This window comes from Xanthobacter variabilis (genome assembly GCF_043831965.2).
GTDB lineage: Bacteria > Pseudomonadota > Alphaproteobacteria > Rhizobiales > Xanthobacteraceae > Xanthobacter.
This window is the reverse complement of record NZ_CM195533.1, coordinates 4,256,096-4,279,633: the sequence shown is the minus strand read 5'-3', so window position 1 is coordinate 4,279,633 and position 23,538 is coordinate 4,256,096. Positions and strand designations below refer to the sequence as shown.

General features: G+C 67.3%; 22 protein-coding genes. 14 read left to right on the top strand and 8 right to left on the bottom strand.

The genetic code is table 11. The annotated features are described in order from the left end of the window. Positions 1 to 50: 50 nt before the first annotated feature. From V5F26_RS18615 to V5F26_RS18605, 3 genes are all read right to left on the bottom strand, one after another. Complete coding sequence (locus tag V5F26_RS18615; RefSeq protein ID WP_394947123.1) at positions 51 to 863, bottom strand: 2-keto-4-pentenoate hydratase; 813 nt, start codon at positions 861 to 863, stop codon at positions 51 to 53. 8 nt (positions 864 to 871) lie between these two features. Further along, entirely contained in the window at positions 872 to 1,786 is a 915-nt protein-coding gene (locus tag V5F26_RS18610; RefSeq protein ID WP_394947124.1) for an alpha/beta fold hydrolase, read from the bottom strand. Between the two features lie 101 nt (positions 1,787 to 1,887). Further along, positions 1,888 to 2,781, bottom strand: a complete 894-nt coding sequence (locus V5F26_RS18605) for a LysR substrate-binding domain-containing protein (RefSeq protein ID WP_394947125.1) — start codon at positions 2,779 to 2,781, stop codon at positions 1,888 to 1,890. Positions 2,782 to 2,921: 140 nt separating this feature from the next. Between V5F26_RS18605 and hcaE the strand changes: the two genes are divergently transcribed. From hcaE to dmpG, 8 genes are all read left to right on the top strand, one after another. Beyond that, positions 2,922 to 4,286 (top strand): 3-phenylpropionate/cinnamic acid dioxygenase subunit alpha, encoded by a 1,365-nt coding sequence (gene hcaE / locus V5F26_RS18600; protein ID WP_234051732.1) that lies wholly within the window; start codon positions 2,922 to 2,924, stop codon positions 4,284 to 4,286. Continuing rightward, entirely contained in the window at positions 4,279 to 4,836 is a 558-nt protein-coding gene (hcaF, locus tag V5F26_RS18595; protein ID WP_394947126.1) for a 3-phenylpropionate/cinnamic acid dioxygenase subunit beta, read from the top strand. Before hcaE ends, hcaF begins: the two co-directional genes overlap by 8 nt. Positions 4,837 to 4,838: 2 nt before the next feature. After that, positions 4,839 to 5,159, top strand: coding sequence for a 3-phenylpropionate/cinnamic acid dioxygenase ferredoxin subunit (hcaC, locus tag V5F26_RS18590; protein WP_394055757.1), 321 nt, complete (start codon positions 4,839 to 4,841; stop codon positions 5,157 to 5,159). Further along, positions 5,159 to 5,971 carry a 3-phenylpropionate-dihydrodiol/cinnamic acid-dihydrodiol dehydrogenase gene (gene hcaB, locus V5F26_RS18585; protein ID WP_394055755.1) on the top strand — a complete coding sequence of 271 codons (813 nt, stop codon included), beginning with the start codon at positions 5,159 to 5,161 and terminating at the stop codon, positions 5,969 to 5,971. The genes hcaC and hcaB overlap by 1 nt, the downstream gene beginning before the upstream one ends. 178 nt (positions 5,972 to 6,149) lie before the next feature. After that, a complete protein-coding gene (locus tag V5F26_RS18580; RefSeq protein WP_234051736.1) occupies positions 6,150 to 7,094 on the top strand; it encodes a 3-carboxyethylcatechol 2,3-dioxygenase in 945 nt (314 codons plus the stop codon). A 10-nt stretch (positions 7,095 to 7,104) separates the two neighbouring features. Further along, entirely contained in the window at positions 7,105 to 8,358 is a 1,254-nt protein-coding gene (gene hcaD / locus V5F26_RS18575; protein ID WP_394947127.1) for a 3-phenylpropionate/cinnamic acid dioxygenase ferredoxin--NAD(+) reductase subunit, read from the top strand. Positions 8,359 to 8,486: 128 nt separating this feature from the next. Next, positions 8,487 to 9,428, top strand: coding sequence for an acetaldehyde dehydrogenase (acetylating) (locus V5F26_RS18570; protein WP_394947128.1), 942 nt, complete (start codon positions 8,487 to 8,489; stop codon positions 9,426 to 9,428). Further along, on the top strand, positions 9,428 to 10,462 hold the full coding sequence (dmpG, locus tag V5F26_RS18565) for a 4-hydroxy-2-oxovalerate aldolase (RefSeq protein WP_394947129.1): 1,035 nt from the start codon (positions 9,428 to 9,430) through the stop codon (positions 10,460 to 10,462). Before V5F26_RS18570 ends, dmpG begins: the two co-directional genes overlap by 1 nt. Positions 10,463 to 10,546: 84 nt before the next feature. On the opposite strand, the gene V5F26_RS18560 is transcribed toward dmpG, so the two are convergent. Beyond that, the gene (locus V5F26_RS18560) at positions 10,547 to 11,449 is read right to left on the bottom strand and encodes a LysR family transcriptional regulator (RefSeq protein WP_394947130.1); all 903 of its coding nucleotides are present in this window, start codon (positions 11,447 to 11,449) and stop codon (positions 10,547 to 10,549) included. Between the two features lie 130 nt (positions 11,450 to 11,579). On the opposite strand from V5F26_RS18560, the gene V5F26_RS18555 reads away from it, so the two are divergent. The 6 genes from V5F26_RS18555 to V5F26_RS18530 all read left to right on the top strand — a co-directional run bounded on the left by V5F26_RS18555 (position 11,580) and on the right by V5F26_RS18530 (position 18,870). Next, positions 11,580 to 13,295 (top strand): acyl-CoA dehydrogenase family protein, encoded by a 1,716-nt coding sequence (locus V5F26_RS18555; protein WP_394947131.1) that lies wholly within the window; start codon positions 11,580 to 11,582, stop codon positions 13,293 to 13,295. After that, positions 13,292 to 14,503 carry a CaiB/BaiF CoA transferase family protein gene (locus tag V5F26_RS18550; RefSeq protein ID WP_394947132.1) on the top strand — a complete coding sequence of 404 codons (1,212 nt, stop codon included), beginning with the start codon at positions 13,292 to 13,294 and terminating at the stop codon, positions 14,501 to 14,503. The genes V5F26_RS18555 and V5F26_RS18550 overlap by 4 nt, the downstream gene beginning before the upstream one ends. Positions 14,504 to 14,536: 33 nt before the next feature. Beyond that, positions 14,537 to 15,685: a TAXI family TRAP transporter solute-binding subunit gene (locus V5F26_RS18545; RefSeq protein WP_394059710.1), complete on the top strand. Its 1,149-nt coding sequence runs from the start codon at positions 14,537 to 14,539 to the stop codon at positions 15,683 to 15,685. 124 nt (positions 15,686 to 15,809) lie between these two features. Beyond that, positions 15,810 to 17,789, top strand: a complete 1,980-nt coding sequence (locus tag V5F26_RS18540; RefSeq protein ID WP_394055738.1) for a TRAP transporter permease — start codon at positions 15,810 to 15,812, stop codon at positions 17,787 to 17,789. Positions 17,790 to 17,959: 170 nt separating this feature from the next. After that, the gene (locus V5F26_RS18535; protein WP_394055736.1) at positions 17,960 to 18,391 is read left to right on the top strand and encodes an antitoxin Xre/MbcA/ParS toxin-binding domain-containing protein; all 432 of its coding nucleotides are present in this window, start codon (positions 17,960 to 17,962) and stop codon (positions 18,389 to 18,391) included. Next, positions 18,388 to 18,870 (top strand): RES family NAD+ phosphorylase, encoded by a 483-nt coding sequence (locus V5F26_RS18530; protein WP_394055734.1) that lies wholly within the window; start codon positions 18,388 to 18,390, stop codon positions 18,868 to 18,870. Before V5F26_RS18535 ends, V5F26_RS18530 begins: the two co-directional genes overlap by 4 nt. 137 nt (positions 18,871 to 19,007) lie before the next feature. Here the strand turns inward: V5F26_RS18530 and V5F26_RS18525 are convergent, their stop codons facing one another. From V5F26_RS18525 to V5F26_RS18510, 4 genes are read right to left on the bottom strand one after another with little or no spacing between them, the layout of a single operon-like run. After that, positions 19,008 to 20,189, bottom strand: coding sequence for a serine hydrolase domain-containing protein (locus V5F26_RS18525; protein ID WP_394947133.1), 1,182 nt, complete (start codon positions 20,187 to 20,189; stop codon positions 19,008 to 19,010). 24 nt (positions 20,190 to 20,213) lie between these two features. Next, positions 20,214 to 21,842 (bottom strand): GMC oxidoreductase, encoded by a 1,629-nt coding sequence (locus tag V5F26_RS18520; RefSeq protein ID WP_394947134.1) that lies wholly within the window; start codon positions 21,840 to 21,842, stop codon positions 20,214 to 20,216. Beyond that, positions 21,835 to 22,137, bottom strand: a complete 303-nt coding sequence (locus V5F26_RS18515) for a hypothetical protein (RefSeq protein ID WP_394055729.1) — start codon at positions 22,135 to 22,137, stop codon at positions 21,835 to 21,837. Before V5F26_RS18515 ends, V5F26_RS18520 begins: the two co-directional genes overlap by 8 nt. Positions 22,138 to 22,148: 11 nt before the next feature. After that, on the bottom strand, positions 22,149 to 23,522 hold the full coding sequence (locus tag V5F26_RS18510) for a sugar porter family MFS transporter (RefSeq protein ID WP_234051749.1): 1,374 nt from the start codon (positions 23,520 to 23,522) through the stop codon (positions 22,149 to 22,151). Positions 23,523 to 23,538 lie beyond the last annotated feature (16 nt).

Sequence of the window (23,538 nt, the reverse complement as noted above, 5' to 3'; positions counted from 1 at the left end):
TCGTGGCGGGCCTTCATCGTCAGCGCTCGTCTTCGCGCGGGGCGTGAGCGTCAGGCCCCGAATGTCGCGCGCACGGAGCCGAGGCCCATCACCTGCGCCTCATAGCTCTCGCCGGGCTTGACCGCGACCATGGGGCCGAGTGCGCCGGAGAGCACCGTATCCCCCGCCTGCAGCGGCCGGCCCGCGCGGGCCATGGTGCGTGCCAGCCACCACACCGCGTTCAGCGGATGGCCGAGGCACGCCGCGCCCACGCCCACCGACACCAGATCGCCCCGGCAGGTCATGGCCATGCCGGCGAGGCGCAGGTCGAGCCCCTCCAGCAGGCAGGGGGTATTGCCCAGCACGTAGAGGCCCGAGGAGGCATTGTCGGCGATGGTGTCGACGATGCCGATCTTCCAGTCAGCGATGCGCGAATCCACCACCTCGATGGCCGGCACGGCATAGTCCACCGCCCCGATCACCTCGGCGAGGGTGATGCGCTCGCTGTCCAGATCGCGGCCCATGACGAAGGCGATCTCCGCCTCCACCTTGGGCTGGATCAGGCGGCCGGCGGGAATTTCCCAGCCATCGGGCACGGCCATGTCGTCGAACAGCATGCCGTAATCGGGCTGGTCCACGCTGAGCTGCTTCTGCACCGCCTTGGAGGTGAGGCCGATCTTGCGCCCCACCAGCGCGCGGCCCTCCGCCAGCGCCCGCAGGGTACCGATTTCCTGAACGCGATAGGCGGCATCAAGGTCGCCCGCCGGCAGCAGGGAGGCGATGGGCGCGCAGGGCGTGCGACTCTCGGCCGCCTGCCGCAGCTGTTCGGCAACTGCGGCAATGGCGGTGTCGGCGGCGACGGCCGCCGTCTGCGGATCAGTCATGGCGTGTCTCAGCGATCCAGCAGGAAGTCGATGTGGATGCGGTTGAAGGTGTCGGGGTCCTCATATTGCGGCCAATGCCCGCAATTTTCCATCACCACGAAGCGGCTGCCCTTCACCTGGCTGGCCATGCGCTGGCCCACCTCAACCGAGGCGGTCGGATCGTGGGTGGTCCACAGCACCAGGGTGTCGGCGGTGATGCGGCCGAGCTCCTCGGGGGTCAACATGTTGCGCATGCGCACATCCATGTCCTGGAGGCACATGATGCGCTCCATGGCCTCCACCATGCCCGGGCGGCGGAAGCAGGCGAAGCGCGCCTCCACCAGGTCCTCGGTGACGATGGTGGGGTCGAGCATCAGGAATTCCAGGCGCTTGCGGGTGGCCTCCCGGTCGGGGGAGCGCACGGCGGCAAGGCTCAGCGTCTTGAGGCGCTCCATCACCTTGGGGTCGGCGATCATGCCGCCGGCGGTGTTCAGCACCAGCCGGTCCACGCGCTCGGGATAGGTGGCGGCAAAGCGCGCCGCCACCCAGCCGCCCAGGGATTCGCCCGAAAGGTGCACCTTCTCCACGCCCAGCGCGTCGATGAGATCGCGCAGATGCTCCACATAATCGGAGATCTCGTAATTGCGAGACGGCTTGTCGGTGAAGCCGTGGCCCAGCATGTCCACCGCCAGCACCCGGAAATGCTCGGCGTGGGGCAGGATGTTGCGGTGATAGGCCTCGAGATGGCCGGAGACGCCGTGAAGCAGGATCAGCACCGGGCCCGAGCCGGCCTCCAGCACGCGCGTGCGCACGCCCTTGGCGTCAATATAGTGCAGGTGCACGTCCCCACCCGCGATGGCGGACCACAGAGAGCGCAGCTCGGGCTGGGTGGTGGAGGTGGGGTGAGGGGATGCTGGGACCGTGGTCCGGGCCGCTTCCGACATGGCGTGTTCCTCGGCTGTGTTTTGAAAGCCGGGGCAAGATGGAGAACAGCACCGGGACCGCGCCAATACATAATCCATCGCATATTAAGACGCAGTGCGTCTCAGTCGGTGCTCTGCGCGAGGGCTTCGAGCACAAGTTCCCGAAAGGCGGCCAGCTCGGGCATGTCGTTTTCGCAGTGCCAGACCATGGCAAGATCAACGAAAGTCTGGCGGCCGCGGAACGGGCGGGTGGTGACATTTCGGAACAGCAGATGCTCCACATAGTCAGGCAGAATGGAAAATCCGGTTCGCAGCCCGACCAGGGTCATCATCGTCATCACGTTGTCGACGTCCTGGACTGGCGTCACCTCCGCCTTGTTGGCCTTGAGAAAGCCTTCAACGATATCGTGCAGGCCGCCGGCATGGCCGGGTGAAATTCTTAGAAACGGGATCTTGGCGAGCTCCGTGATGTCGACTTCCTCAACTCGGGCGAGGGGGTGGTCGGCGGGGATCACCGCCATCAGCCGCTCGCGCAGGACGGAGACGTGCCGGAGGGCGGGGTCCTTCACCGGCAGGCGCAGAAAGCCCACATCGATATCCCGGCGCGATAGCGCCTCTTCCTGTTCCATGGTGGTGAGGCTGCGGAAGACGAGGTTGAGCTCGGGAAAGCGCGCCCGCATCACCGTCAGCATGGAGGGAAAGATCTTTACCTCCGCTGATGGCAGGAAGCCGATGACGAGACGGCGCTCATCCAGCTGAGCCGCGCGCCGCGCCATTTCCACCGCCCGATGGGCCTGGGCGAGCACCAGGCGGGCCTCATCGAGGAAGACCCGCCCGGCTTCGGTGAGGGCCACCCGCCTCTTGGTCCGGGTGAGCAAAGGCGTGCCGATCTCCTCCTCCAGGTCACGGATCTGCTGGCTGAAGGAGGGCTGCGCGGTACGCAGGCGCGCCGCCGCACGGGTGAAGTTCAGCTCCTCGGCGACGGCGACGAAATAGCGAAGGTGTCTCAGCTCCATGGGCGCAGTTAGACGCAAAATGTCTCATACAGCAAGGAAGAAAATATTTCTGGTTGTTCTAAGTCGATGTTTAGTGTCGCCCATCTCAAGGCTTGGTCCACAACCAACGAACCAAGCAGCCACAAAGGGAGGATCGGCGTATGGACGACAAGCTCGGCGTCCGTAGTCTCATCGACGTGCAGCGCGGTACGATCAAACCAGCCATCTATACCGATCAGGCGATCTATGAGCTTGAGCTGGAGCGGATCTTCGCGCGCTCCTGGCTGTTTCTGGCTCACGAATGCATGATTCCGAAGGCGGGTGACTTCTTCACTACCTTCATGGGTGAGGATCCGGTGATCGTGGTGCGCCAGAAGGATGGCTCGGTCGCCGCCTTCCTCAACCAGTGCCGCCATCGCGGCATGAAGCTGTGCCATGCGGATGAGGGCAATACCCGCTCTCTCACCTGCCCCTATCACGGCTGGGCCTATGGCCTGGACGGCGCGCTGACCTCGGTGCCGCTGGAGGAAGAGGCCTATCGCAACAAGCTCGACAAGTCGAAGTGGGGCATGCGCAAGGTTCCGCGCCTTGCCACCTATAAGGGCCTGATCTTCGGCAATTGGGACGAGAGCGCGCCGAGCCTTGAGGATTATCTGGGCGACATGGCCTGGTATCTCGATGGCTTCCTCGATCGTCGCGAAGGTGGAACCGAGATTGTCGGCGGTATCCACAAGTGGGTGATCGAGTGTAATTGGAAGTTCGCGGCCGAACAGTTCTGCTCCGATCAGTATCATGCGCCCTATACACACGGCTCGGCCGTGCAGGTGCTTCAGCCGGTGCCCACCAACAAGCCCGACGGCTCGCCCCTGGGTGAGGGGCAGACCGCAAAGCCCGCCTGGGCCAATGGCTTGGGTGGCGTGCAGTTCGCCGGAAACGGCCATGGCAGCGCATTCTTCTTTACCGAAAGCGCCGATGCCAATGTTTGGGTGGGTGGCGCGGTCTCCAATTACTTCCGCGAAACCTATCCGGAGTCGGAACGTCGCCTCGGCCGCGTGCGGGCTTTGCGCCTCGCGGGCCACAACACCATGTTCCCGACCCTCTCCTGGCTCAATGGCACACAGACGCTGCGCGTGTGGCATCCGCGCGGGCCGAACCAGATCGAGGTGTGGGCCTTCTGCATCGCCGACAAGGCCGCGCCTGAAGAGGTGAAGGAGGCTTTGAAGAAGAGCCACGCCCGCGCCTTCGGCCCTGCCGGCTTCCTGGAGCAGGACGATTCCGAGAATTGGGTGGAGGTGCAGAAGGTGTTGCGCGGCCACATGGCGCAAAAGACTGAATTCTGCGTCCAGATGGGCCTGGGCCTGGAGGAGCGCCGCACCGACGGCATTCCGGGCGTGACCAACTACACCTTCGCGGAAACCGCCGCGCGCGGCTTCTACCAGCGTTGGGCGGACATGATGACCGCTGAAAGCTGGGACGAGATCGACGCTCTCAACACCTCGTTCGTGAAGGAGGTCGTCAATGCTTGAGGCCGTCGCCCGCATCGCGCCGCTGGCGGAGCCCGCCGGCGCCGTCACCCCGCAGCTTCAGCACGAGGTGGAGCAGTTCCTGTATCTCGAAGCCGCTCTGCTCGACGAGCGCCGGTTCCGGGAGTGGCTGGACCTTCTGGCCGAAGACATCTCCTACGTGCTCGGCACCAACACCCTGGCGCAGGTGCGGGACCGCCGGCGCGGCCTGCAGCCGCCCACCACCTACATCTTCAACGAGGACAAGTACCAGCTGGAGCGGCGCATTGCCCGCCTCGAAACGGGCATGGCCTGGTCGGAGGAACCGGCCTCGCGCACGCGGCATTTTGTGTCCAACGTGCGCATCCTCTCGGTAGCCGGGGACGAGCTGGAGCTCGCCTGCAACTACATGGTCCACCGTGCGGCCAAGGCGCGCGACCATCACACCTTCATCGGCACCCGTCGCGATCGCCTGCGGCGTGCGGAAACGGCCGGCGGATGGGAATTGTTCGGCCGCGATCTTGAACTCGACGAGTTCACCCTGATGTCGGCCAATATCAGCATCCTGTTGTGATCATGGAAAAAATTCACGTCTGCTCCACGGCGGACCTGCCACCCGGCGAAGCGCGCCGGGTGGACACGTCCCCGGCCGTCGCCGTCTTCAATCTGGACGGTGAATTCTATGCCCTCGCGGATCTGTGCACCCACGGCAACGCTTCCATGGCGGAAGGCTATCTGGAAGATGATTGCACGGTGGAATGCCCGGTTCACACCGCCCGTTTCTGCCTGAAGACCGGCAAGGCGCTCACACAGCCTGCCACTGTCGATCTCGCCACCTTCGAGGTGCAGGTGGAGGGCGATGAAATCTATGTGCTCGTGCCCCAAGGGGGCGCCTGATGGGCGCGCTCGACGGGCAGGTGGCCCTCATCACCGGCGGCGGCTCGGGCCTCGGCCGGGCCCTGGTGGAGCGCTTTCTTGGCGAAGGCGCCCGCGTGGGCGTGCTGGAGCGCTCGGCGGAGAAGGTGGCTGCGCTCACGGCCGACTTCGGCGTCGATGTGGTGGCGGTTGCCGGTGACGTGCGCTCCATGGCCGACAATGACAAGGCGGTGGCTGAGACCGTCGCCCGCTTCGGCCAGCTCGACTGCTTCATCGGCAATGCGGCGGTGTGGGACCATGGGGCGAGCCTCATGGACATGGCGCCGGAGCGCCTGCCGGATGCCTTCGACGAACTCTTCGCCATCAATGTGAAGGGCTATCTGCTGGGGGCGAAGGCGGCGGCGCCGGCGCTGGTGAAGTCGCAGGGCTCCATCATCTTCACCCTGTCGAATTCGGCATTCTATCCGGGTGGCGGCGGGCCACTCTACACCGCCTCCAAGCATGCGGGGGTCGGGCTGGTGCGCCAGCTCGCCTATGAGCTCGCGCCGAAGGTGCGGGTGAATGCGGTGGCGCCGAGCGGCATGGCGAGCGACCTGCGCGGGCCCGAGGCCCTCGGCCAGCAGGACCAGCGCATCATGGATTCGCGCTCGCCGGAAGCCATCCGCGCCATCCTGCCCCTGCAGTTCTTCCCGGAGCCGAAGGACTTCACCGGCCCTTACGTGCTGCTGGCCTCGCGGGCGGACAACCGGACCCTTTCGGGGGTGATGATCAATGCGGATTGCGGGCTTGGAATCCGCGGCATTCGCCACGTGGCCGGAGGCCTTGAGCTCTAAGGGTGGCCGGAGGCCTTGAACTCGAAGACCTGGCCGGAGGCCTCGAACTCTAAAGACCGGGCCGGCGGCCTTGAGCCTTAGGGGAGGCCGGAGGCCTCGCACGCGGGATGCTCCGGCCCCGCGCCAACAAGAATGGCAGCCCGTGACGGCGCCGACACAAAGGGAGGAAAGTTGCGCCATGGCCATCAAGCTCATGTGCGTCTCGCACAGCCCGATGATGGATTTCATCCATCCGGCGCCGGAGGTGGAAGAGGCCGCGCGCGGCACTTTCGCCGAGCTGGCGCGGGAGGTGGCGGCCTACGATCCTGAGCTGATCGTGGTGTTCGCGCCCGACCACTTCAACGGCTTCTTCTATGATCTGATGCCCCCCTTCTGCATCGGGCTGCGCGCCAAGTGCGCAGGCGATTGGGACATTGGCGAGGGGCCGCTCAATGTGCCGGAGGCGCTGGCCCTCGATCTGGTGCGGGCGGTGCAGGCGGAAGACGTGGACATCGCCTATTCCTACCGCATGCAGGCGGACCACGGCTTCACCCAGCCGCTGGAGCTGCTGGCCGGCTCGGTGGCGCGCTATCCCACCATTCCGATCTTCATCAACGGGGCGGCGAAGCCCTTTCCGCCGTGCCGCCGCGCGCTGAAGCTGGGCGAGGCGGTGGGCCGGTTCCTGGCCGGGCGGCCAGAGCGCATCCTCATCGTCGGTTCGGGCGGCCTGTCCCATGATCCGCCGACGCCCCAGTTCGGCACTGTACCGCCGGACGTGGAGGAATTCCTCATCGCCGGCCGCAATCCCACGCCGCAGGCCCGCCAGACGCGGCAGGAACGGGTGGTGGCGAACGGGCGCGCGCTGGCCCAGGGCCAGGGCAGCTCCCAGCCGCTCGATCCGGAATGGGACCTCGGCCTCATCGACAATTTCGTCACCGGCGACCTCGATCGCTTCCTGACCATGACCGATGAGGAAATCCGCGCCAAAGGCGGGCGCGGCGGGCAGGAAATCCGCGCCTGGATCGCCGCGTTCGGCTGCCTGAAGGCGGCCGGCGCCTACCGGGCCGCCACGCGCTACTACCATCCCATCGACGAGTGGATCGCCGGCATGGGCATGGTCAGTGCCGACAGCCTCGCATCGTGAGGGGGCGGCCATGAATGTGATGACCCGCCCCGTCAGCGAGGGGCCCGTGCATGTGGTGGTGGGCGGCGGCCAGGCGGGCGCCGCCGCGGCCAGCGCCATGCGCGAGGCGGGCTTTGCCGGCCGCATCGTGCTGGTCGGCGCCGAGCCCCATCTGCCCTACGAGCGCCCGCCGCTCTCCAAGGATGTGCTGGTGAAGCCGGAGACGGCCCATTTCGCCATCCATCCCGAAAGCTATTATGCGGAAAAGGGAATCGAGTGCCGGTTCGGCGATGCCGCCGTGCACTTCGACCTGGATGAAAAGCGCCTGGAGCTGGCCTCCGGCGAGACGCTCACCTTCGACAAGTTGCTGTTGGCCACCGGCGCGCGGGCGCGGGCCTATCCTCTGCTCGACCAGCTCGGCAGCGGCGTCTACACCCTGCGCACCCTGGACGATGCGGAGGCCCTGCGCGGCCATATCTGGCCGGGCCGCCGCGTTCTCGTGGTGGGCGGCGGCGTCATTGGGCTGGAGGTGGCTGCGAGCGCGGTGGCCATGGGCGCCGCGGTGACGGTGATCGAGCGTGGTGAGCGCCTGATGGCGCGCGGGGCCCCGGCGCCCATGGTGGAGGCGCTGACTGCTCTTCACCGCGAGCACGGCGTCGTCTTCGAGCTGGGCGCCGAGCTGGTGGAGGCGACCCGCGCCAATACTCGCGAGATCACGCTGAAGGCGGCGGATGGCCGTGTCTTCACTGGCGATCTGGTGGTGTACGGCATCGGTGTGGAGCTGAATGCGGACCTCGCCATTTCCGCCGGCCTCAGGGTTGAGGACGGCATTGTGGTGGACGAGTGCGGCCGCACCAGCCATCCGGCCGTCTACGCCGCCGGCGACGTGGCCCGCCAATGGAACCCCGCCTTCGGCTCCCACCTGCGGTTCGAAACCTGGGCCAATGCGCAGAACCAGGGCACCGGCGTCGGCCGGTCCATGGTGACGGGGGAGCCCTGCGGCTTCGAGGTGCCTTGGTATTGGACCGACCAATACGGCCACAATTTCCAGGTCGCCGGTGCGCAGGAGGCCGACGAGTGGCTGCGGCGCGGCGATGAGGGGGCGCTGAAATCCACCGTGTTCGGCCTCAAGGACGGCGTGGTGGTGGGCGCCTTCACCATCGACAATGGCCGCGAGATGCGCCCGGCGCGGGCGATGATCGCCGCCGGCTACCGGGTGGGCGACCGCGCCCTTCTCGCCAACCCCAGGACGGACCTGCGCAAGGTCGCTGACGGCCGGCTCTGAGTCATTCCTGTATTCGCGCGCGGCTATGGGTCCTTGTCCTTGCGTCGCGCGCACGTGGTCGCGTTTTTTTTAGAATTGAACAATGGAGCCAGGCCATTGCGGCCCGTGGCTCCGGGGAGTTTCTCCATATGGCCAAGATGAAAGCAGCAATCATCGGTTCGGGGAACATCGGCACCGACCTGATGATCAAGATCATGCGCACGTCGAAGAATTTGGAGATGGGTGCCATGGTGGGCATCGATCCCAAGTCGGATGGCCTCGCCCGCGCCGCCCGGCTGGGCGTTCCGGTGACCCATGAGGGCATCGAGGGGCTGCGCGCCATGCCCCATTACGGCGAGATCGGCGTGGTGTTCGACGCCACCTCCGCCGGGGCCCACATCCGCAACAACGAGTTGCTCCAGAAGGACGGCAAGAAGGTCATCGACCTGACGCCGGCGGCCATCGGTCCCTTCACCATCCCCGCCATCAATGGCGACGCCAATATCGACGAGCCCAACGTCAACATGGTCACCTGCGGCGGGCAGGCCACCATTCCCATGGTGCATGCCGTGAAGCGCGCCACCGGCCGGGTGATTTGGGGCGAGATCGTCGCTTCCATCTCCTCCCGTTCGGCGGGCCCGGGCACGCGGGCGAACATCGACGAATTCACCGAAACCACGTCCAAGGCCATCGAGGTGCTGGGCGGGGCGGAGCGCGGCAAGGCGGTCATCATCCTCAACCCGGCCGAGCCGCCGCCCATCATGCGCGACACGGTCTTCACCCTCAGCCAGGGCGGCTCGCGCGAGGCGATCGAGGCATCCATCCAGCAGATGGCCGCGGCCGTGCAGAAATACGTGCCCGGCTACCGGCTGAAGCAGAAGGTGCAGTTCGAGGACATTCCGAGCAACGCGCCGGTGCGCATTCCGGGCCTCGGCTATCAGTCGGGGCTGAAGACCACCATTCTGCTGGAAGTGGAAGGGGCGGCGCACTACCTGCCCGCTTATGCCGGCAATCTCGACATCATGACCTCGGCCGCCCTCATCACCGCCGATCACTGGGCCGCCAAGGCGCTTGCGAAGGAGGCCGCGTGATGGCCCGTCCCAACCCGAACAAGATCTATATCCAGGACGTGACCCTGCGCGACGGCATGCATGCCGTGCGCCATCAATACAGCCTCGACACCGCCCGCGAAATCGCCCGCGCCTTGGATGCGGCGAAGGTGGACGCCATCGAGATCACCCATGGCGACGGGCTCACCGGCTCCACCTTCAATTACGGCTTCGGCGCTCATGACGACGTGGAGTGGATTGCCGCCGTGGCGGAGGTGTGCACCCATGCGGTTCCCACCGTGCTGCTGCTGCCAGGCATCGGCACGGTGCATGACTTGAAGGAGGCCTACAAGGCCGGCGCCCGCTCGGTGCGCATCGCCACCCACTGCACCGAGGCCGACGTCTCGCGCCAGCACATCGAGGTGGCGCGCGAGATGGGCATGGACACGGTGGGCTTCCTGATGATGGCCCACATGCTGGAGCCGGAAAAGCTGGTGGAGCAGGGCAGGCTCATGGAGAGCTACGGCGCCGAATGCGTCTATGTGACGGATTCGGCCGGCGCGCTGCTGCCGGAGGATTATTTCGTCCGCGTGAAGGCCATGCGCGAGGCCTTGAAGCCCGAGACCGAGATCGGCGTGCACACCCATCACAACCTGACGCTGGGCGTCGCCAATGCGGTGGCGGGCATCGAGGCGGGCGCCGTGCGGTTGGATGCCTCGCTGGCGGGCATGGGCGCGGGCGCGGGCAATGCGCCGCTGGAAGCCCTCATCGCCGTTCTGGAGCGCAAGGGCATCGCCACCGGCTGCGACCTCTACGGCCTGATGGACGCTGCGGACGACCTGGTGCGCCCCCTGCAGGACCGCCCGGTGCGCGTGGACCGGGAGAGCCTGGCCCTGGGCTATGCCGGCGTCTATTCCAGCTTCCTGCGCCATGCGGAAAATGCCTCCAAGCTCTACGGCGTGGACACACGCGAGATCCTGGTGGAGCTCGGCAAGCGCCGCATGGTCGGCGGCCAGGAAGACATGATCGTCGATGTCGCCCTCGACATGCTGAAGGCCCGCGACGCGGCCGAGTGAGCCGCGACGCCGCGCTGGTGCAGGGGCCGGCGCGGCTGGCCGGGCGGCCAAAGGCCCGTGGGGCTCCCCCGCGGGCCTTTGGCGTCAGGAAACCGTCAGCGGATGATAGTGCTCGCGGATGCTGGCGACGAAGGCGCTGCATGCGTCGGAATTGGCCTCCATCCGCCAGGCCAGGGCCACATGGTGCTCGGCCGTGGGCTCGGCGAGCTCGATGTAGGTCACGTCCGCCACATGGCTGCGGATGAGCGAGCGCGGGACGATGGACACCCCCATGCCCTGGCTCACCAAGGCGATGACCGTAAACCAGCTCTGGATCCGATAATTGAGGTGCGGCTCCACATGGGCGGAGCGGAGCAGCCCCACGATGCGATCGTGATAATGGGCGGCGAAATCGCGCGCGAACACCAGGATGCGCTCACCCGCCAGCTCCCGCAGTGACACCTGGCTGCGCCCCGCCAGACGGTGCTGGCGCGGCACGCAGCACATGAGGCGCTCCACTTCCAAGGGCAGGGTGGCGATGGCGTCCGGAAAGGGCGTCGCGTGCACGAAGCCCACATCGATCTTGTGGCTGATGAGCTGCTCGATCTGCCGGGTGGAGTTCATCTCCTGCAAATGCAGCTCCACCTGCGGGAAACGCTCCTGAAAATCCTTCAGCAAAGCCGGCAGGCGGCGATAGAGCATGGAGGGCACGAAGGCCACGGTGAGCTTGCCCACCGTGCCGCGCGCCGTCTGCCCCGCGATCTCCTGCGCCGAGCGCAGCTGGCCGAGAATGCGCGCCGCATGCTCCGCGAACACCACACCGGCGGGGGTGAGGCGCACCGTCTTGCTCGAGCGGTCGATGAGCTGGAAACCCAGATGCTCCTCCAGCTGCTTCAGGCTCGCGCTGAGCGGGGGCTGGGAGATGTTGAGCAGGCGCGCCGCCCGGCCGAAATGGAGCTGCTCGGACAGAACCAGGAAGTGCTGCAACTGCCGGAAGGTGATGGCCATGGCTCAGATGATATCCATTTCGCTATCACGGAATACAAAATCGATATTGGATTAGAGATCATAACTCAACCATCCTCTTCCCAACGGATCAATGCCGAGACAATCGGCCGAGTGGGAGGAGGGTTTGCCCGTGGCGGTGCATCGCAATATTCCGGACAGTGCCGGCTGGAACGTGTTCCATGCGGACCCGGGGTTTTTGGACCTGCTGCGGGTCTATCTGACCGACGACATGCTGGAGCGGGTGCTGCCCCATCTGGAGCGCATGGGTGAGCTGGTGGGTGGCCGGCTCGACGAGCTGGCCCTCACCGCCGACAAGAACCCGCCCACTCTCACCATCCGCGCGCGCAACGGCGCGCCTGACGAAAAGGTGACCAAGCACCCGGCCTATGTGGCGCTGGAGCAGGTGGCGTTCGGGGATTTCGGCCTGGCCGCCATGTCCCACCGCCCCGGTGTGTTCGGCGCGCCGGACAAGCTGCCGCCGATGGTGAAATACGCTCTGGTCTATCTGTTCGTGCAGGCGGAATTCGGCCTGTGCTGCCCGCTGAGCATGACGGATTCCCTCACACGCACGCTGGTGAAATTCGGCGCTCCGGACCTCGTCGCGCGCTATTTCGACGATCTCACCAGCCAGGATCTAGAGACGCTGGCCCAGGGCTCCATGTTCATGACGGAGCAGGTAGCGGGCTCGGATGTGGGCGCCATCGAGTGCACCGCGCGCCTCGAGGATGGCGTGTGGAAGCTCTATGGCGACAAGTGGTTCTGCTCCAACCCCGACGCCGCTTTGGGCATGGTTCTGGCGCGTCCGGAAGGGGCGGGGCCGGGCACCAAGGGGCTCTCCTTGTTCCTGTTGCCGCGCCACCTGCCGGACGGACGGCGCAACGCCTATCGCATCCTGCGGCTGAAGGAGAAGATGGGCACCCGCTCCATGGCCTCGGGCGAGATCATGCTGGAGGGGGCTGAAGCCTATCTGGTGGGCGAGCCCAATTCGGGCTTCAAGCAGATGACGGACATGATCAACATGTCGCGCCTTGCCAATGGCGTGCGCTCCGCCGGGCTGATGCGCCGCTCGGTGAACGAGGCGCTGTTCGTGGCCCGCAACCGCACGGCGTTCGGCTCCCGGCTGGCGGACTTGCCGCTGATGCGCCGGCAGCTCGCCAAGATGCAGGTGACGGCCGAGCAGGGCCGCTCCATGGTGTTCCACACCGCCAAGGTGCTGGAGGCGGCGGATGCGGGCGATGCGCGCAGCGCCAAGGTGTTGCGCATCCTCACCCCGCTCATCAAGTTCCGCACCTGCCGTGATGCCCGCAAGGTGGCGGGCGACGCCATGGAGGTGCGCGGCGGCTGCGGCTATATCGAGGAATGGTCGGATGCCCGCGTGCTGCGCGACGCCCATCTGGGCTCCATCTGGGAAGGCACCAGCAACATCGTGGCCCTGGACGTGGCCCGCGCCGCGCGGCGCGAGGGGGCGCTCGCGGCGCTCGCCGATTATCTCGATGACCTGCAACGGGAAACGGGTGCCGCGCGCATGCCGGCGGGCCTTGCCGAAACGCTGAAATCGGCGCTCGGCTTCATGGATGAAGTGGCGCAGGACCGCGCCCGCGAGGCGGATGTGCGCCAGGCAGCCTCGGCCGTCTACAACGCCGCCTCCGCCACCGTGCTGAGCTGGGAGAATGCGCGCATCGAGGAGCGCACCAACGCCCGCTCGGGCGCGCGTCTCGCGCTCGCCGGTGCGGTGCTGCGGCACAAGCTTCTGCCCCGCGATCCCCTGCGCGGTGGCGATGATGCGGCGGAACTCGCGACCCTGCTCGGCGAGGACACTCCCGCGACCCGTGAGGCGGCGGAATGAGCGCCGCTGAAGCCACCGGCGCGCTTGCCGGCCTGAAGGTGGTGGATCTCAGCCGCGTGCTGGGCGGGCCGTTCGCCACCCAGGTGCTGGGCGACCACGGCGCCGACATCATCAAGATCGAGCCGCCCCAGGGCGACGAAACCCGCGAATGGGGGCCGCCCTTTCTGGACGGCACCGCCTCTTATTTCCTCGGCGTGAACCGCAACAAGCGCTCCATGGCCCTGGACCTCACCCACCCCACCGGCCGCGAGGTTCTGCTGCGCCTGCTGGAAGATGCGGACGTGCTGGTGGAGAATTTCAAGACCGGCACCCTGGAAAAATGGGGGCTGGGCTATGAGGAGGTGCTGGCCAAGCGCTTTCCGCGCCTTATCCATTGCCGGGTGAGCGGCTTCGGAGCCGATGGGCCCCTGGGCGGCCTGCCGGGCTATGATGCGGTGCTGCAGGCCATGGGCGGCCTGATGAGCGTGAACGGCGCGGAGGGCGGCGAGCCCACCCGCGTCGGCCTGCCGGTGGTGGACATGGTGACCGGCCTCAACGCCACCCTCGGCATCCTGCTGGCATTGCACAATCGGGTTGAGACCGGGCGCGGGCAGTTCGTGGAAGCGACCTTGTTCGATTCCGCGCTGTCGCTTTTGCATCCCCATGCGGCGAACTACTTCCTGTCCGGCAAGCTTCCCCAGCGCTCGGGCAATAATCATCCCAATATCGCGCCGTATTCCACTTATGCCACCGCCACCCGCCCCATTTATCTGGCGGTGGGCAATGACCGGCAGTTCCGCAAGCTGTGCGCGGTCATCGGAGCGCCCGAACTGGGCGGCGATCCGCGTTTCCTCACCAATGGGGTACGGGTGGAAAACCGGGAGGCGCTGCGCATCGCCCTGGAAGAGCAGCTGAAGGCGTTTGACGGGGTGGAGCTGGCGGCCCGGCTGATCGCCGCCGGGGTGCCGGCGGGTGCCATCCTGGACGTGTCGGAGGCTCTCGCCCAGCCCCATGCCCGCCATCGCGGCATGGTGGTGGAGATGGGGGCCTATCGCGGGCTCGGCGCGCCGGTGCGGTTGAGCGAGGCGGCGCCCAGCTATCGCCGCCCGCCGCCGGCCTTCGGCCAGCACACGGCCGAGATTCTCGCGGAAGCGGGATATGGCCCAGAGGAGACGGATCAATTCTTGAGTGATGGTGTCGTGCCACGCCAACGCGCCCATCACAACTGATCAACGCCAATAAAGATCAGAGTTCGGGAGGAAATGATGAGGATGTTCAATGTGCGGGCGGCATTACTGGCCGCCGGGCTCGCCGTGGCCGCCATGCCCGCCCTGGCGGCCGATGAGAAGCCCAGCGCCCCCAAGCTGCCGTCCAGCATGGTCTGGGCCACTTACGATGTGGGCTCCAGCGGCTTCGTGGAGGCCTCCGCCATCGCGGACGCCTTCGGCAAGACCTATGGCACGCGGGTGCGGCTGATGCCGTCGGGCACCTCCATCGCCCGCCTGCTGCCGCTGAAGACCGGCCGCGCCCAATATGGCTGGCTCGCAGACGAGCTCTATTTCGCGACTGAGGGCACCTATGATTTCGCGGCCGCCGATTGGGGCCCGCAGGATCTGCGTGTGCTGGCCGGGCGGCCCTCCACTTTCGGCCTCGCCACTGCCGCCAATAGCGGCATCGCCACGGTGGCGGAGGTGAAGGGCAAAAGGGTGCCGCGCATCAAGGCTAACCCCTCCATCAATATCAAGGTGGAGGCCATGTTGGCCTTTGGCGGCCTCAGCTGGGACGATGTGAAGGTGGTGGAAGTGCCCTCCTATGGCGCCGCTCTCCAGGCGCTGGTGGACGGGCAGGTGGATGTGGCCGGCACCACGCCCACGGCCGCTGCGCTCTACGAGCTGGAATCCCAGCGCGGCATCGCCTGGGTGCCCCTGCCCAAGGACAATGCGGCGGGCTGGAAGGCAATCACCTCGGTGGCTGACTTCTTCGCGCCCGTTACTGCCACCGCCGGCGCTGGCCTCTCGCCGCAGAAGCCGGCGGAGCTGTTCGCCGTGCGCTATCCCATGATCTCCGTCTATGCCAATGCGACGGACGATGATGTGTATCAGTTCCTGAAGGCGCTGGACCAGACCTATGGCCTCTACCAGGGCGCCACCAGCGCCATGCCGGCCTGGCGGATGTCCGAGGCGGGCACGGCGCCCTCGGATGCTCCCTTCCACCCCGGCGCGGTCCGCTATCTCAAGGAAATCGGCGTGTGGACCGACAAGGACGAAGCCTGGAACGTGCGCCGCATGGCCCGGCTGAAGTCGGTGCAGGCCGCCTGGACGACCGCCCGCGCGCTCGCCGCCGAGAAGAAGGTGGCCGATGCCGATTGGCCGACCTTCTGGGACGCTTATCGCAAGCAGAACCTCAACTGACCTGAGTGCCGCCGGCCCCGTGCCGGCGGCGAACGGGTTCGCGCAAGGCCCGCGCGGGAATGAGCCCGCGCGCCGGCCGATGGCCCGCGTCCACCGGCACGGGCTCGCCCAGAAGGAGTCTGCCATGTCTTCGGCAAAGTCCCCCGCGCCGCGCTCCTGCGGGGAGCCGGCCGCCGCCACCGTCGAGGCGCTGCCTCTGCCGCCGCCGCGCGTGCGCGGGCCCGCCCTTGCTGCCCTGCTGGCGCTCGGCGGCGCCGGCCTCGCCATCATCCTGGCGCAGAGCTTCAATGTGGAGATTGGCGGCGTGCTGCCGCTGCTGGCCAATCGCTATTACTATGTGCTGATCGGCCTGTTCCTGGCGGCTGCCTTCCTGCTGCAGCCGGCCAGCCCCCGCCACCGGCAGGTGACGGTGTTCGACTGGACCTGCGCCGCGCTCGCGCTCGCCTCCTGCGGCTATCTGGCGGTGGAGGCGGAAACCATCATCACCAGCGGCTGGGAAGTGGTGGCGCCGTTTTCGGCCGTGGCCGTGTGCGCGGTGGTGGTGGCGCTGGCGCTGGAAGCGGTGCGCCGCACGGGCGGCCTGGCTCTGCTCGCCATCTGCGTGGTGTTCGCGTCCTATCCCCTGTTCGCGGGCTACATGCCGGGCTTCCTGTGGGGCACCGAGCTCACCTTGTCCGAAACCCTGGCGGCCCATGTGATGGGCGCGGAAAGCGTCATCGGAATGCCGGTGCGGGTGGTGGCGGACACGCTGGTGGGCTTCATCATCTTCGGCTCGGTGCTGAGCGTGATGGGGGGAGGGCAGTTCTTCATGGACCTGTCCATGGCCCTCATGGGCCGCAGCCGCGGCGGGCCGGCCAAGGTGGCGGTGCTCTCCAGCGCCCTGTTCGGCTCGCTCTCGGGCAGCGTGGTCTCGAACGTGCTCACCACCGGGCGCCTCACCATTCCCGCCATGCAGCGGGCGGGCTATCCGGCCACCTATGCCGGCGCCATCGAAGCCTGCGCCTCCACCGGCGGAACGCTGATGCCGCCGGTGATGGGCGCTGTGGCCTTCATCATGGCCTCGTTCCTCGACACCTCCTACACCACCATCATCATCGCGGCGGTGGTGCCCTCTCTGCTCTATTACCTGGCGCTGTTCATCCAGGCCGATGCCTTCGCCGCCCGCACCGGCATTCGCGGGGTGGGGCGCGACCAGCTGCCGAACCTTCTCGCCACCGTGCGGGGTGGGTGGCATCACCTCGTCTCATTGGTGGCGCTGGTGCTGCTGCTGTTCATCGCCAGCCCCGGCCATGCGGCCTATTACGCCACCGCCATCATGCTGGTGCTGGGCGTGGTGGCGACGCGGCGGATGCTGCCGCTTTCCACCGTGCGCGCTCTGCTGCTCGATGTGACGAGCAACATCGCCTATCTGGTGGCCACCTTGTGCGGCATCGGCCTCATCGTCGGCTCGCTGGCCATGACGGGCGTGGGCAGCGCCTTCTCCCGCGAGTTGATCCTCTATGGCGGCAACAATGTGCTGCTGCTGCTGATCCTGGGCGCGCTCACCTCATTCGTGCTGGGCATGGGGATGACGGTTTCCGCCTGCTACATCTTCCTGGCGACGGTGCTGGCGCCGGCGCTGGTGGGGCTGGGGCTGAACCCACTGGGGGCGCACCTGTTCGTGCTCTATTGGGGCATGCTCTCCTACATCACTCCGCCGGTGGCGCTGGCCGCCATCGCCGCCGCGCAGATCGCCGGGGGCAAGGGGCTGGAGACGGGTTTCGCCGCCATGCGCCTCGGGCTGGTGCTGTTCATCCTGCCCTTCATGTTCGTCTACAATCCCGGCCTGCTGCTGCAGGGTGATGTGGTGAACATCGTGGTTTCCGTCACCACGGCTATTATCGCCACGGTGCTGCTGGCCTGCGCGGTGGAAGGCTATCTCTACCGGGTGGGGCCCATCGGCCGGGTGGAGCGGGTGGCGCTGCTGGCCGCCGCTCTGCTGGTGATGGTGCCGAACCGGGAGAGCGAGCTTCTGGGCGCGGGCCTGCTGGCGCTGCTCATGGGCGCCATGGTGGTGCGCCGCCGCGGGGCCCGCGGGCCCGCCGAGGTGCCGCAGGACGTGTAGCGGCGTCGCCAGCGACGTCGAGGGCCGCCCCGCAAGGAGCCACCCCCTTCGAAAGAGGGGAGGTGGTTCCTGCTCTTGTGGGCGGGCAAGCCCGAGGCGCCGGTGGTCCTGCTTGCGGATGGCCTCAGTTGAGCCTAATCTTAGGCCCAGCTGAAATGGAGGCGACGACGATGCTTGCATTCTCGACCGTTGCCGATGTGCTCGGCCTGCCGGTGAAGGAAATTGCCGCCCGCTCGCCCTTGGGGCTGATGTCGCGGATCGAGAGCGGCTTGCCCCTTGGCACGCTGGAGCATGTGGCGCGACTGGTGGCGCCCGATGACACGCAATTCAAATACCGCCTGGTGCCCAAGGCCACCTACGAGCGGCGCAAGGGCACGCACCGCCTTTCCGCCGAAGAGGGCACGCGGCTGGCGCGCCTGGCGCGGGCTTGGGCCTTCGCGCTGGAGGTGTGGCAGGATGCGGACGAGGCCCGCGACTTCCTGTTCCGCCCCCACGCCATGCTGGAGGACCGGCGCCCCATCGATTTGGTTCTGCAGAGCGAGATCGGGGCCGAGCTGGTGCTCGACATTCTCGGCCGGCTGAAATACGGCACCGCCGCGTGACGGCGCAGGTCCTCGACCGCACCTTGTTCAGCTACCGGATTGGCGATCCCAACGGCGCCTTTCCCATCTTCGATGCCACCGGCTCCACCCTCGCACCGGGGCGGTGGAACACGCCGGGGAGCCCGCTGATCTATTCGAGCGAGCATTATTCCACCGCTTTGCTGGAAAAGCTGGTGCATGGCAGCGGGCGCCTGCCGCCGAACCAGCATTATGTGGAGATCACCCTGCCGCGGGGCCTCACTTACGAGGTGTTCTCGCCGCCCGCTTTGCCGGGGTGGGACGCGATGCCGGCGACGGTGAGCAAGGCCTTTGGGGAGAGCTGGTGCCGGGAGCGGCGCAGCGCCATTCTGCTGGTGCCGAGCGCGGCCGCTCGCCTTGACCGTAACGTGCTCATCAATCCCGCCCATCCCGACTTCGCGATGATCACGGCAGGGCTGCACGAGCCGGTGTTCTGGGACCGGCGGCTGTTCGGCGCGTAAGGCGCCCCATCCCATCCGCCCCGGTCTTCGACCGGTGCCGAATGGGCCGCGCTCATGGGCCATGCTCATGGGCCACGCTCAAGCGCCGCCCGGGTTTAACCAAAGGGCCCATGAGCCCAGCTCACGGGCCTTTGGTATCAGGGCTTCGGCGCATAGGCCTCGTAAAGGTGCTGCTGCACCTCGGCGGCGGCGGTTTCCGCATAGGGGCCGGGGAAGTTGGTCACCACCACCACCGCGCGATCGGCCTTCGGGTCCACCAGGATCTTGGCGAGGTTCATGGAGTTGGAGCCGTTATGGGCGAGGAGCGGGGTCTTCGCCCAGTCGAACTTCACGATGCCCCAGCCGAAGCCATATTCCCCCTGCGCCGGCGTGCCGGGCGCGGGATGGGGCCTCGGGGGCGTGCGCACGTGGGGGAGCTGAATCTCAGCCAGGGTCTCCGGCTTGACGATGGGGGGCCCGCGCCGGGCGCCGCCGGCGTTCCAATCCGCCCAGCGCGCGAAATCGAGCACCGACATGTGGGCGCTGCCGGCCGGTCCCATCACCGGCGGTACATCCGCCGCCGGGCCCCAGGGCATGGGCTTGGCGCGGCCCTCATCGCCCAGCGAATGGCCGATGGCCGCATCATAGCGCCCAGTGGTGGCCTGGGGGCCGAAGCCGGCGGTGGTGAGGCCGAGGGGCTTGTAGATGCGCTCCTCCACCAGCCGTTCCCACGGTTGGCCCGACACCTGCTCCAGCATGGCGCCCGCGATGAGATAGCCGAAATTGGCATATTGAAAGGGCGAGCCCTTGGGCACCTTGGGCGCGTGGTGCTTCCAGCGGTTGACGGCATCGATGCGCTGGTCGCGCGGATTCTTCTCGAACGCGGCGGGGCTCATATAGATGTCGAGCATCTCCGGGGTGTCGGTGGGGATGCCGCTGGAATGGCTCAACAGCTGCTCGAGGGTGACGGCGGCGAGCTTCGGATTCATGTCCGGAACCGCCTTGCCCAGCACCTCGCCCACCGTGCTCTTCCAGCTGAGCCGCCCCTCATCCACCAGGGTGCCGGCGACGGTGGCCGTCAGGGCCTTGGTGTCGGAACCGAGGTGGAAGCGGTCATTGATGGTGACGGGAACATCCAGGCCGATGGCCCTTTTGCCCACCGCGCCTGCCGCCACGATCTCGCCCTTGGAGGTGACCGCCGCCGCCAGCGCCGGGAGCTGATATTTCGCCCGCACCCCTTCCAGATAGGTGTCGAGATTGTCCATGGCCCGCGCCGCCGGCGCCAGCGCCAGCGCGGTGATCACCCCGAGCATGAGAGCGTGGAAGCGCGAGCGGCCCATTGTGCTTCTCCCTGCCACGCCGGATCAGGCCGCCGCCGTGGCGACCTTGGCCTTCTCCACCAGATGGCCCGCCAACCGATGCGCCAGCGCCATGATGGTGAGCGTGAGGTGCTTGTCCGGCAACACCGGCACCACGCCGCCGTCGCAGACATAGAGATTGTCGAGGTCGTGGCACTTCAGGTTCGCGTCCACCACGCCCCGCGCCGGATCCCCCGAAATGGCGGTGGTGCCGGCATAGTGGATGCCCGTTCCCGTATTGTCGGTGCCGGTGCTGATGAGGGTGGACGAGGTGTGCCGCAGCACGCGCCGGCCCCATTTCAGCATGGCTCCCATCATGGCCTCGGTTTCGGCCGAGACGGAAAAGTCCACGGTCACATGCGGCACGCCGAAGGCGTCCGTGGTGGTGCCGGGGCGCACGCGGTTGCGGGGGGTGGGGTCGCCGGCGCAGAACAGGCCCAGCGTCACGTAGCTGTGGAACATCATTCGCGCCAGCCACTCTTTCATGAAGGGCGGGAAGCGCTGCATCTCGGAGAGATAATAGGGCACGTCCGGCAGGCCGTGGATGGCGTGGCCGATGAAGGGAAATTCGGCGCCATCCCGCGTCTTGCCCCGCGACAGCAGGATGAGATGGTCGCCATAGCCCACATCATAGTCGCGATGCTTGCCCCACAGGCGCCACAGCGAGGTGGAAAGCACCGCCTTCGGATTGTCCTGAAGGCGCAGGCCCAGCTGGCCATGGGGGTTGCCCAGGCCCTGGGGCGCCGCCTCGTCGGCGGAGTTGAAGAGGATGCGCGGCGTCTCCACGGCGCCGGTGGCCAGCACCACCACGTCGGCCGTGAGCACGCGCAGCTCGCCGCTCGCCATGTCGCGATATTCCACCCCGCTCACGCGGGCGGTGCCGGGTTCGCGCAGCACCCGCACCACCTTGGCACCGGTGCGCAGCTCGTAATTGTCGCGCCCCTGGATCTCCGGCAGCAGGCGCGCGGTGAACTTGTAGACCGAGCCCACCGGGCAGCCGGACGTGCAGATGCCCGTTGAGACGCAGGAATGCGGCCCACCCGCGCGCGTGTCGATGGCCTTGCGGTTGGGAATGGCGTGGGAGTGCGGCTCGCCCAGGGACTTGACCGCCGCCACGATCATCTCATCCGCCGGCCGCAGGGGCTTGGGCGGCACGAACACGCCATCGGGCAGCTCGGGAATGGCCTCCTTGGTGCCGCACACCACGATGCGGCTCTCCACCGCCTCATAATGGGGCGCGAGGGCGGAATAGCCGAACGGCCAGGTGGAAAAGTCCTTCTCCGCGAACCGGACGCTGACGCCGTTCCACAGATTCTGCAGGCCGTTGACGGCCAGGATCTGATAGTGCCGGAAGCTCCCCTCGGGCCATCCGGTGGAGCCCTCCGGCCCCTTGGCGTACAAAGGGTGGATGAACAGGTTTTCGAGCGGGTCGACGGGCCAGGTGGACTTGGGGCGCACGCCGAAATCCAGCCGCGCGCCGGGCGGGTCCACCTTCTCGAAATGGTCGTCGGCAAGGCGCCCGCCCTGCTCCAGCGATACCACCTTCAGGCCCGCCTTCGCGAGCTCATAGGCCAGGATGCCTCCGCCGGCGCCCGTGCCGACAACGCACACATCGCAATGGGCAGCCTCAGCCACGGGCGCCTCCTATGGGCCACTCGCCCACGCTGGCCAGGAAGGCGGGCGAGGCAAAGCGCATGTATTCCAGGAAATCGGCGAACAGCGGCGCGTCAGCGCCGAGGTCGGCCCGCGTGAGCTTGGCGCCGCCGGCGGGCAAGCGGGTGCTCAGCCCCTCCAGCGCGGCGTGAAGCTGGTGGTTGGCAAGGGCGATCCGGGTCAGGTCGCCGAGCAGCGGGCGCAGGGGGCGCCGATAGGGGCTCAGCTCCACCAGGGCGGCCATGAGGCGCCGGGCATCGTCGGGGGTGATCGACATGGCCTGTCTCCTCACAGGGCGCGGGATGCCAGCGGGGCGGTGCCCAGCTCACGGAACGGGCGCCCGCTCTTCAGGTGGCGCTCGATGTCTTCCAGGCTGACGCCGCTGGTCTCCGGCACCGCACGCAGGGTGAAGGCGAGCCCGGCGATGCACACCAGGGCATAGATGGCGAACACCCCGGCCAGGCCCAGCTCCGCCACCAGCACGGGGAAGGAGAACACCACCAGGAAGTTGAAGCCCCAGTTCACCAGCGAAGCCAGGCTCATGCCCAGCGAGCGCACGTTGAGCGGAAACACTTCCGCCATCATCACCCAGGGCAGCGGCCCGATGCTGATGGCGAAGGCGGAGATGTAGAGAAGCAGCCCGCCGAGGGCGACCACACCCAGGGAGGGGCTGCCGGTGGCCGAGCTGATGGCGATGGCGCCGAGCGCGACGGCCGTGCCCGCGAAGCCCAGCAGCAGGAGCAGCCGGCGGCCCAGGCGATCAATCAGCAGCATGCCGACGATGGTCATGAGCACATTGACCGCGCCCACGCCTGCGGTGGCCAGGATCTGGGTGGAGGTGGAATCGAAGCCGGAAATCTGGAACACCGTGGGGGCGTAATAGATCACCGCATTGATGCCCGAGAGCTGCTGCAGCAGGAACAGGCCCATGCTCACATAAAGGGCCGGGCGCAGTTGCGGGGTGAAAAGGTCGGACAACCGGCCGGGCTTGAGATCCGCCACGGAGGCGGAGCGGATCTCGCTCAGCTCCTTTTCCACGTCCGGGTGCGTTTCCGGCACGTTGCGCAGGTGGGCGAGGGCGCGGCGCGCCTCGGTCTGGCGGCCGCGCGCCATCAGCCAGCGCGGCGTGTCGGTCTGGGAGAAGATGCCGAAGAACAGCACCAGCGCGGGCAGGGCGCCCATGGCGAACATCCACCGCCAGGAATCCGAGAGCAGGTAGCCCACCACATAGGCGCCCAGAATGCCCAGCGTGACCGCGAGCTGGTAAATGGACACCAGCATGCCACGCTGCGCCGTGGGCGCGCTTTCGGAAATGTAGAGCGGCGCCATCATGGCCGCCATGCCCACCGCCACGCCGATGACGAGCCGCGCCGCCGTGAGCGACCACAAATCCCAGGCGAGCGCGCTGCCGAGCGCGCCGCAGATGAACAGGAGCGCCGCGCCCAGCAGCATGCGCCGCCGCCCCGAGGCGGGGGCGATGCGCCCGCCGATCAGCGCGCCGGCGAGGGCGCCGAAGGGCACCGCCGCCGTCATGACCCCTTCCGCCAGGGGATCAATGCCGAAGTCGGTCCTCAGCGGGCCGAGCGCACCGGCGATCACGCCTTCGTCGAAGCCGAACAGGGCACCCGCGAGGCCGGCAATGGCGGCGATGAAATAGATCATGAACGCTTCTCCAAGC

What these genes read in the sequence shown, in the direction of transcription:
- V5F26_RS18540 (WP_394055738.1), top strand. Translation starts at nt 15,810, where the DNA reads ATGTCTTCGGCAAAGTCCCCCGCGCCGCGCTCCTGCGGGGAGCCGGCC.
- V5F26_RS18615 (WP_394947123.1), bottom strand. Translation starts at nt 863, where the DNA reads ATGACTGATCCGCAGACGGCGGCCGTCGCCGCCGACACCGCCATTGCC.
- V5F26_RS18560 (WP_394947130.1), bottom strand. Translation starts at nt 11,449, where the DNA reads ATGGCCATCACCTTCCGGCAGTTGCAGCACTTCCTGGTTCTGTCCGAG.
- V5F26_RS18580 (WP_234051736.1), top strand. Translation starts at nt 6,150, where the DNA reads ATGGCCATCAAGCTCATGTGCGTCTCGCACAGCCCGATGATGGATTTC.
- hcaD (WP_394947127.1), top strand. Translation starts at nt 7,105, where the DNA reads ATGAATGTGATGACCCGCCCCGTCAGCGAGGGGCCCGTGCATGTGGTG.
- hcaC (WP_394055757.1), top strand. Translation starts at nt 4,839, where the DNA reads ATGGAAAAAATTCACGTCTGCTCCACGGCGGACCTGCCACCCGGCGAA.
- V5F26_RS18610 (WP_394947124.1), bottom strand. Translation starts at nt 1,786, where the DNA reads ATGTCGGAAGCGGCCCGGACCACGGTCCCAGCATCCCCTCACCCCACC.
- dmpG (WP_394947129.1), top strand. Translation starts at nt 9,428, where the DNA reads ATGGCCCGTCCCAACCCGAACAAGATCTATATCCAGGACGTGACCCTG.
- V5F26_RS18570 (WP_394947128.1), top strand. Translation starts at nt 8,487, where the DNA reads ATGGCCAAGATGAAAGCAGCAATCATCGGTTCGGGGAACATCGGCACC.
- hcaE (WP_234051732.1), top strand. Translation starts at nt 2,922, where the DNA reads ATGGACGACAAGCTCGGCGTCCGTAGTCTCATCGACGTGCAGCGCGGT.
- V5F26_RS18515 (WP_394055729.1), bottom strand. Translation starts at nt 22,137, where the DNA reads ATGTCGATCACCCCCGACGATGCCCGGCGCCTCATGGCCGCCCTGGTG.
- V5F26_RS18535 (WP_394055736.1), top strand. Translation starts at nt 17,960, where the DNA reads ATGCTTGCATTCTCGACCGTTGCCGATGTGCTCGGCCTGCCGGTGAAG.
- V5F26_RS18550 (WP_394947132.1), top strand. Translation starts at nt 13,292, where the DNA reads ATGAGCGCCGCTGAAGCCACCGGCGCGCTTGCCGGCCTGAAGGTGGTG.
- hcaB (WP_394055755.1), top strand. Translation starts at nt 5,159, where the DNA reads ATGGGCGCGCTCGACGGGCAGGTGGCCCTCATCACCGGCGGCGGCTCG.
- V5F26_RS18510 (WP_234051749.1), bottom strand. Translation starts at nt 23,522, where the DNA reads ATGATCTATTTCATCGCCGCCATTGCCGGCCTCGCGGGTGCCCTGTTC.
- hcaF (WP_394947126.1), top strand. Translation starts at nt 4,279, where the DNA reads ATGCTTGAGGCCGTCGCCCGCATCGCGCCGCTGGCGGAGCCCGCCGGC.
- V5F26_RS18605 (WP_394947125.1), bottom strand. Translation starts at nt 2,781, where the DNA reads ATGGAGCTGAGACACCTTCGCTATTTCGTCGCCGTCGCCGAGGAGCTG.
- V5F26_RS18545 (WP_394059710.1), top strand. Translation starts at nt 14,537, where the DNA reads ATGATGAGGATGTTCAATGTGCGGGCGGCATTACTGGCCGCCGGGCTC.
- V5F26_RS18525 (WP_394947133.1), bottom strand. Translation starts at nt 20,189, where the DNA reads ATGGGCCGCTCGCGCTTCCACGCTCTCATGCTCGGGGTGATCACCGCG.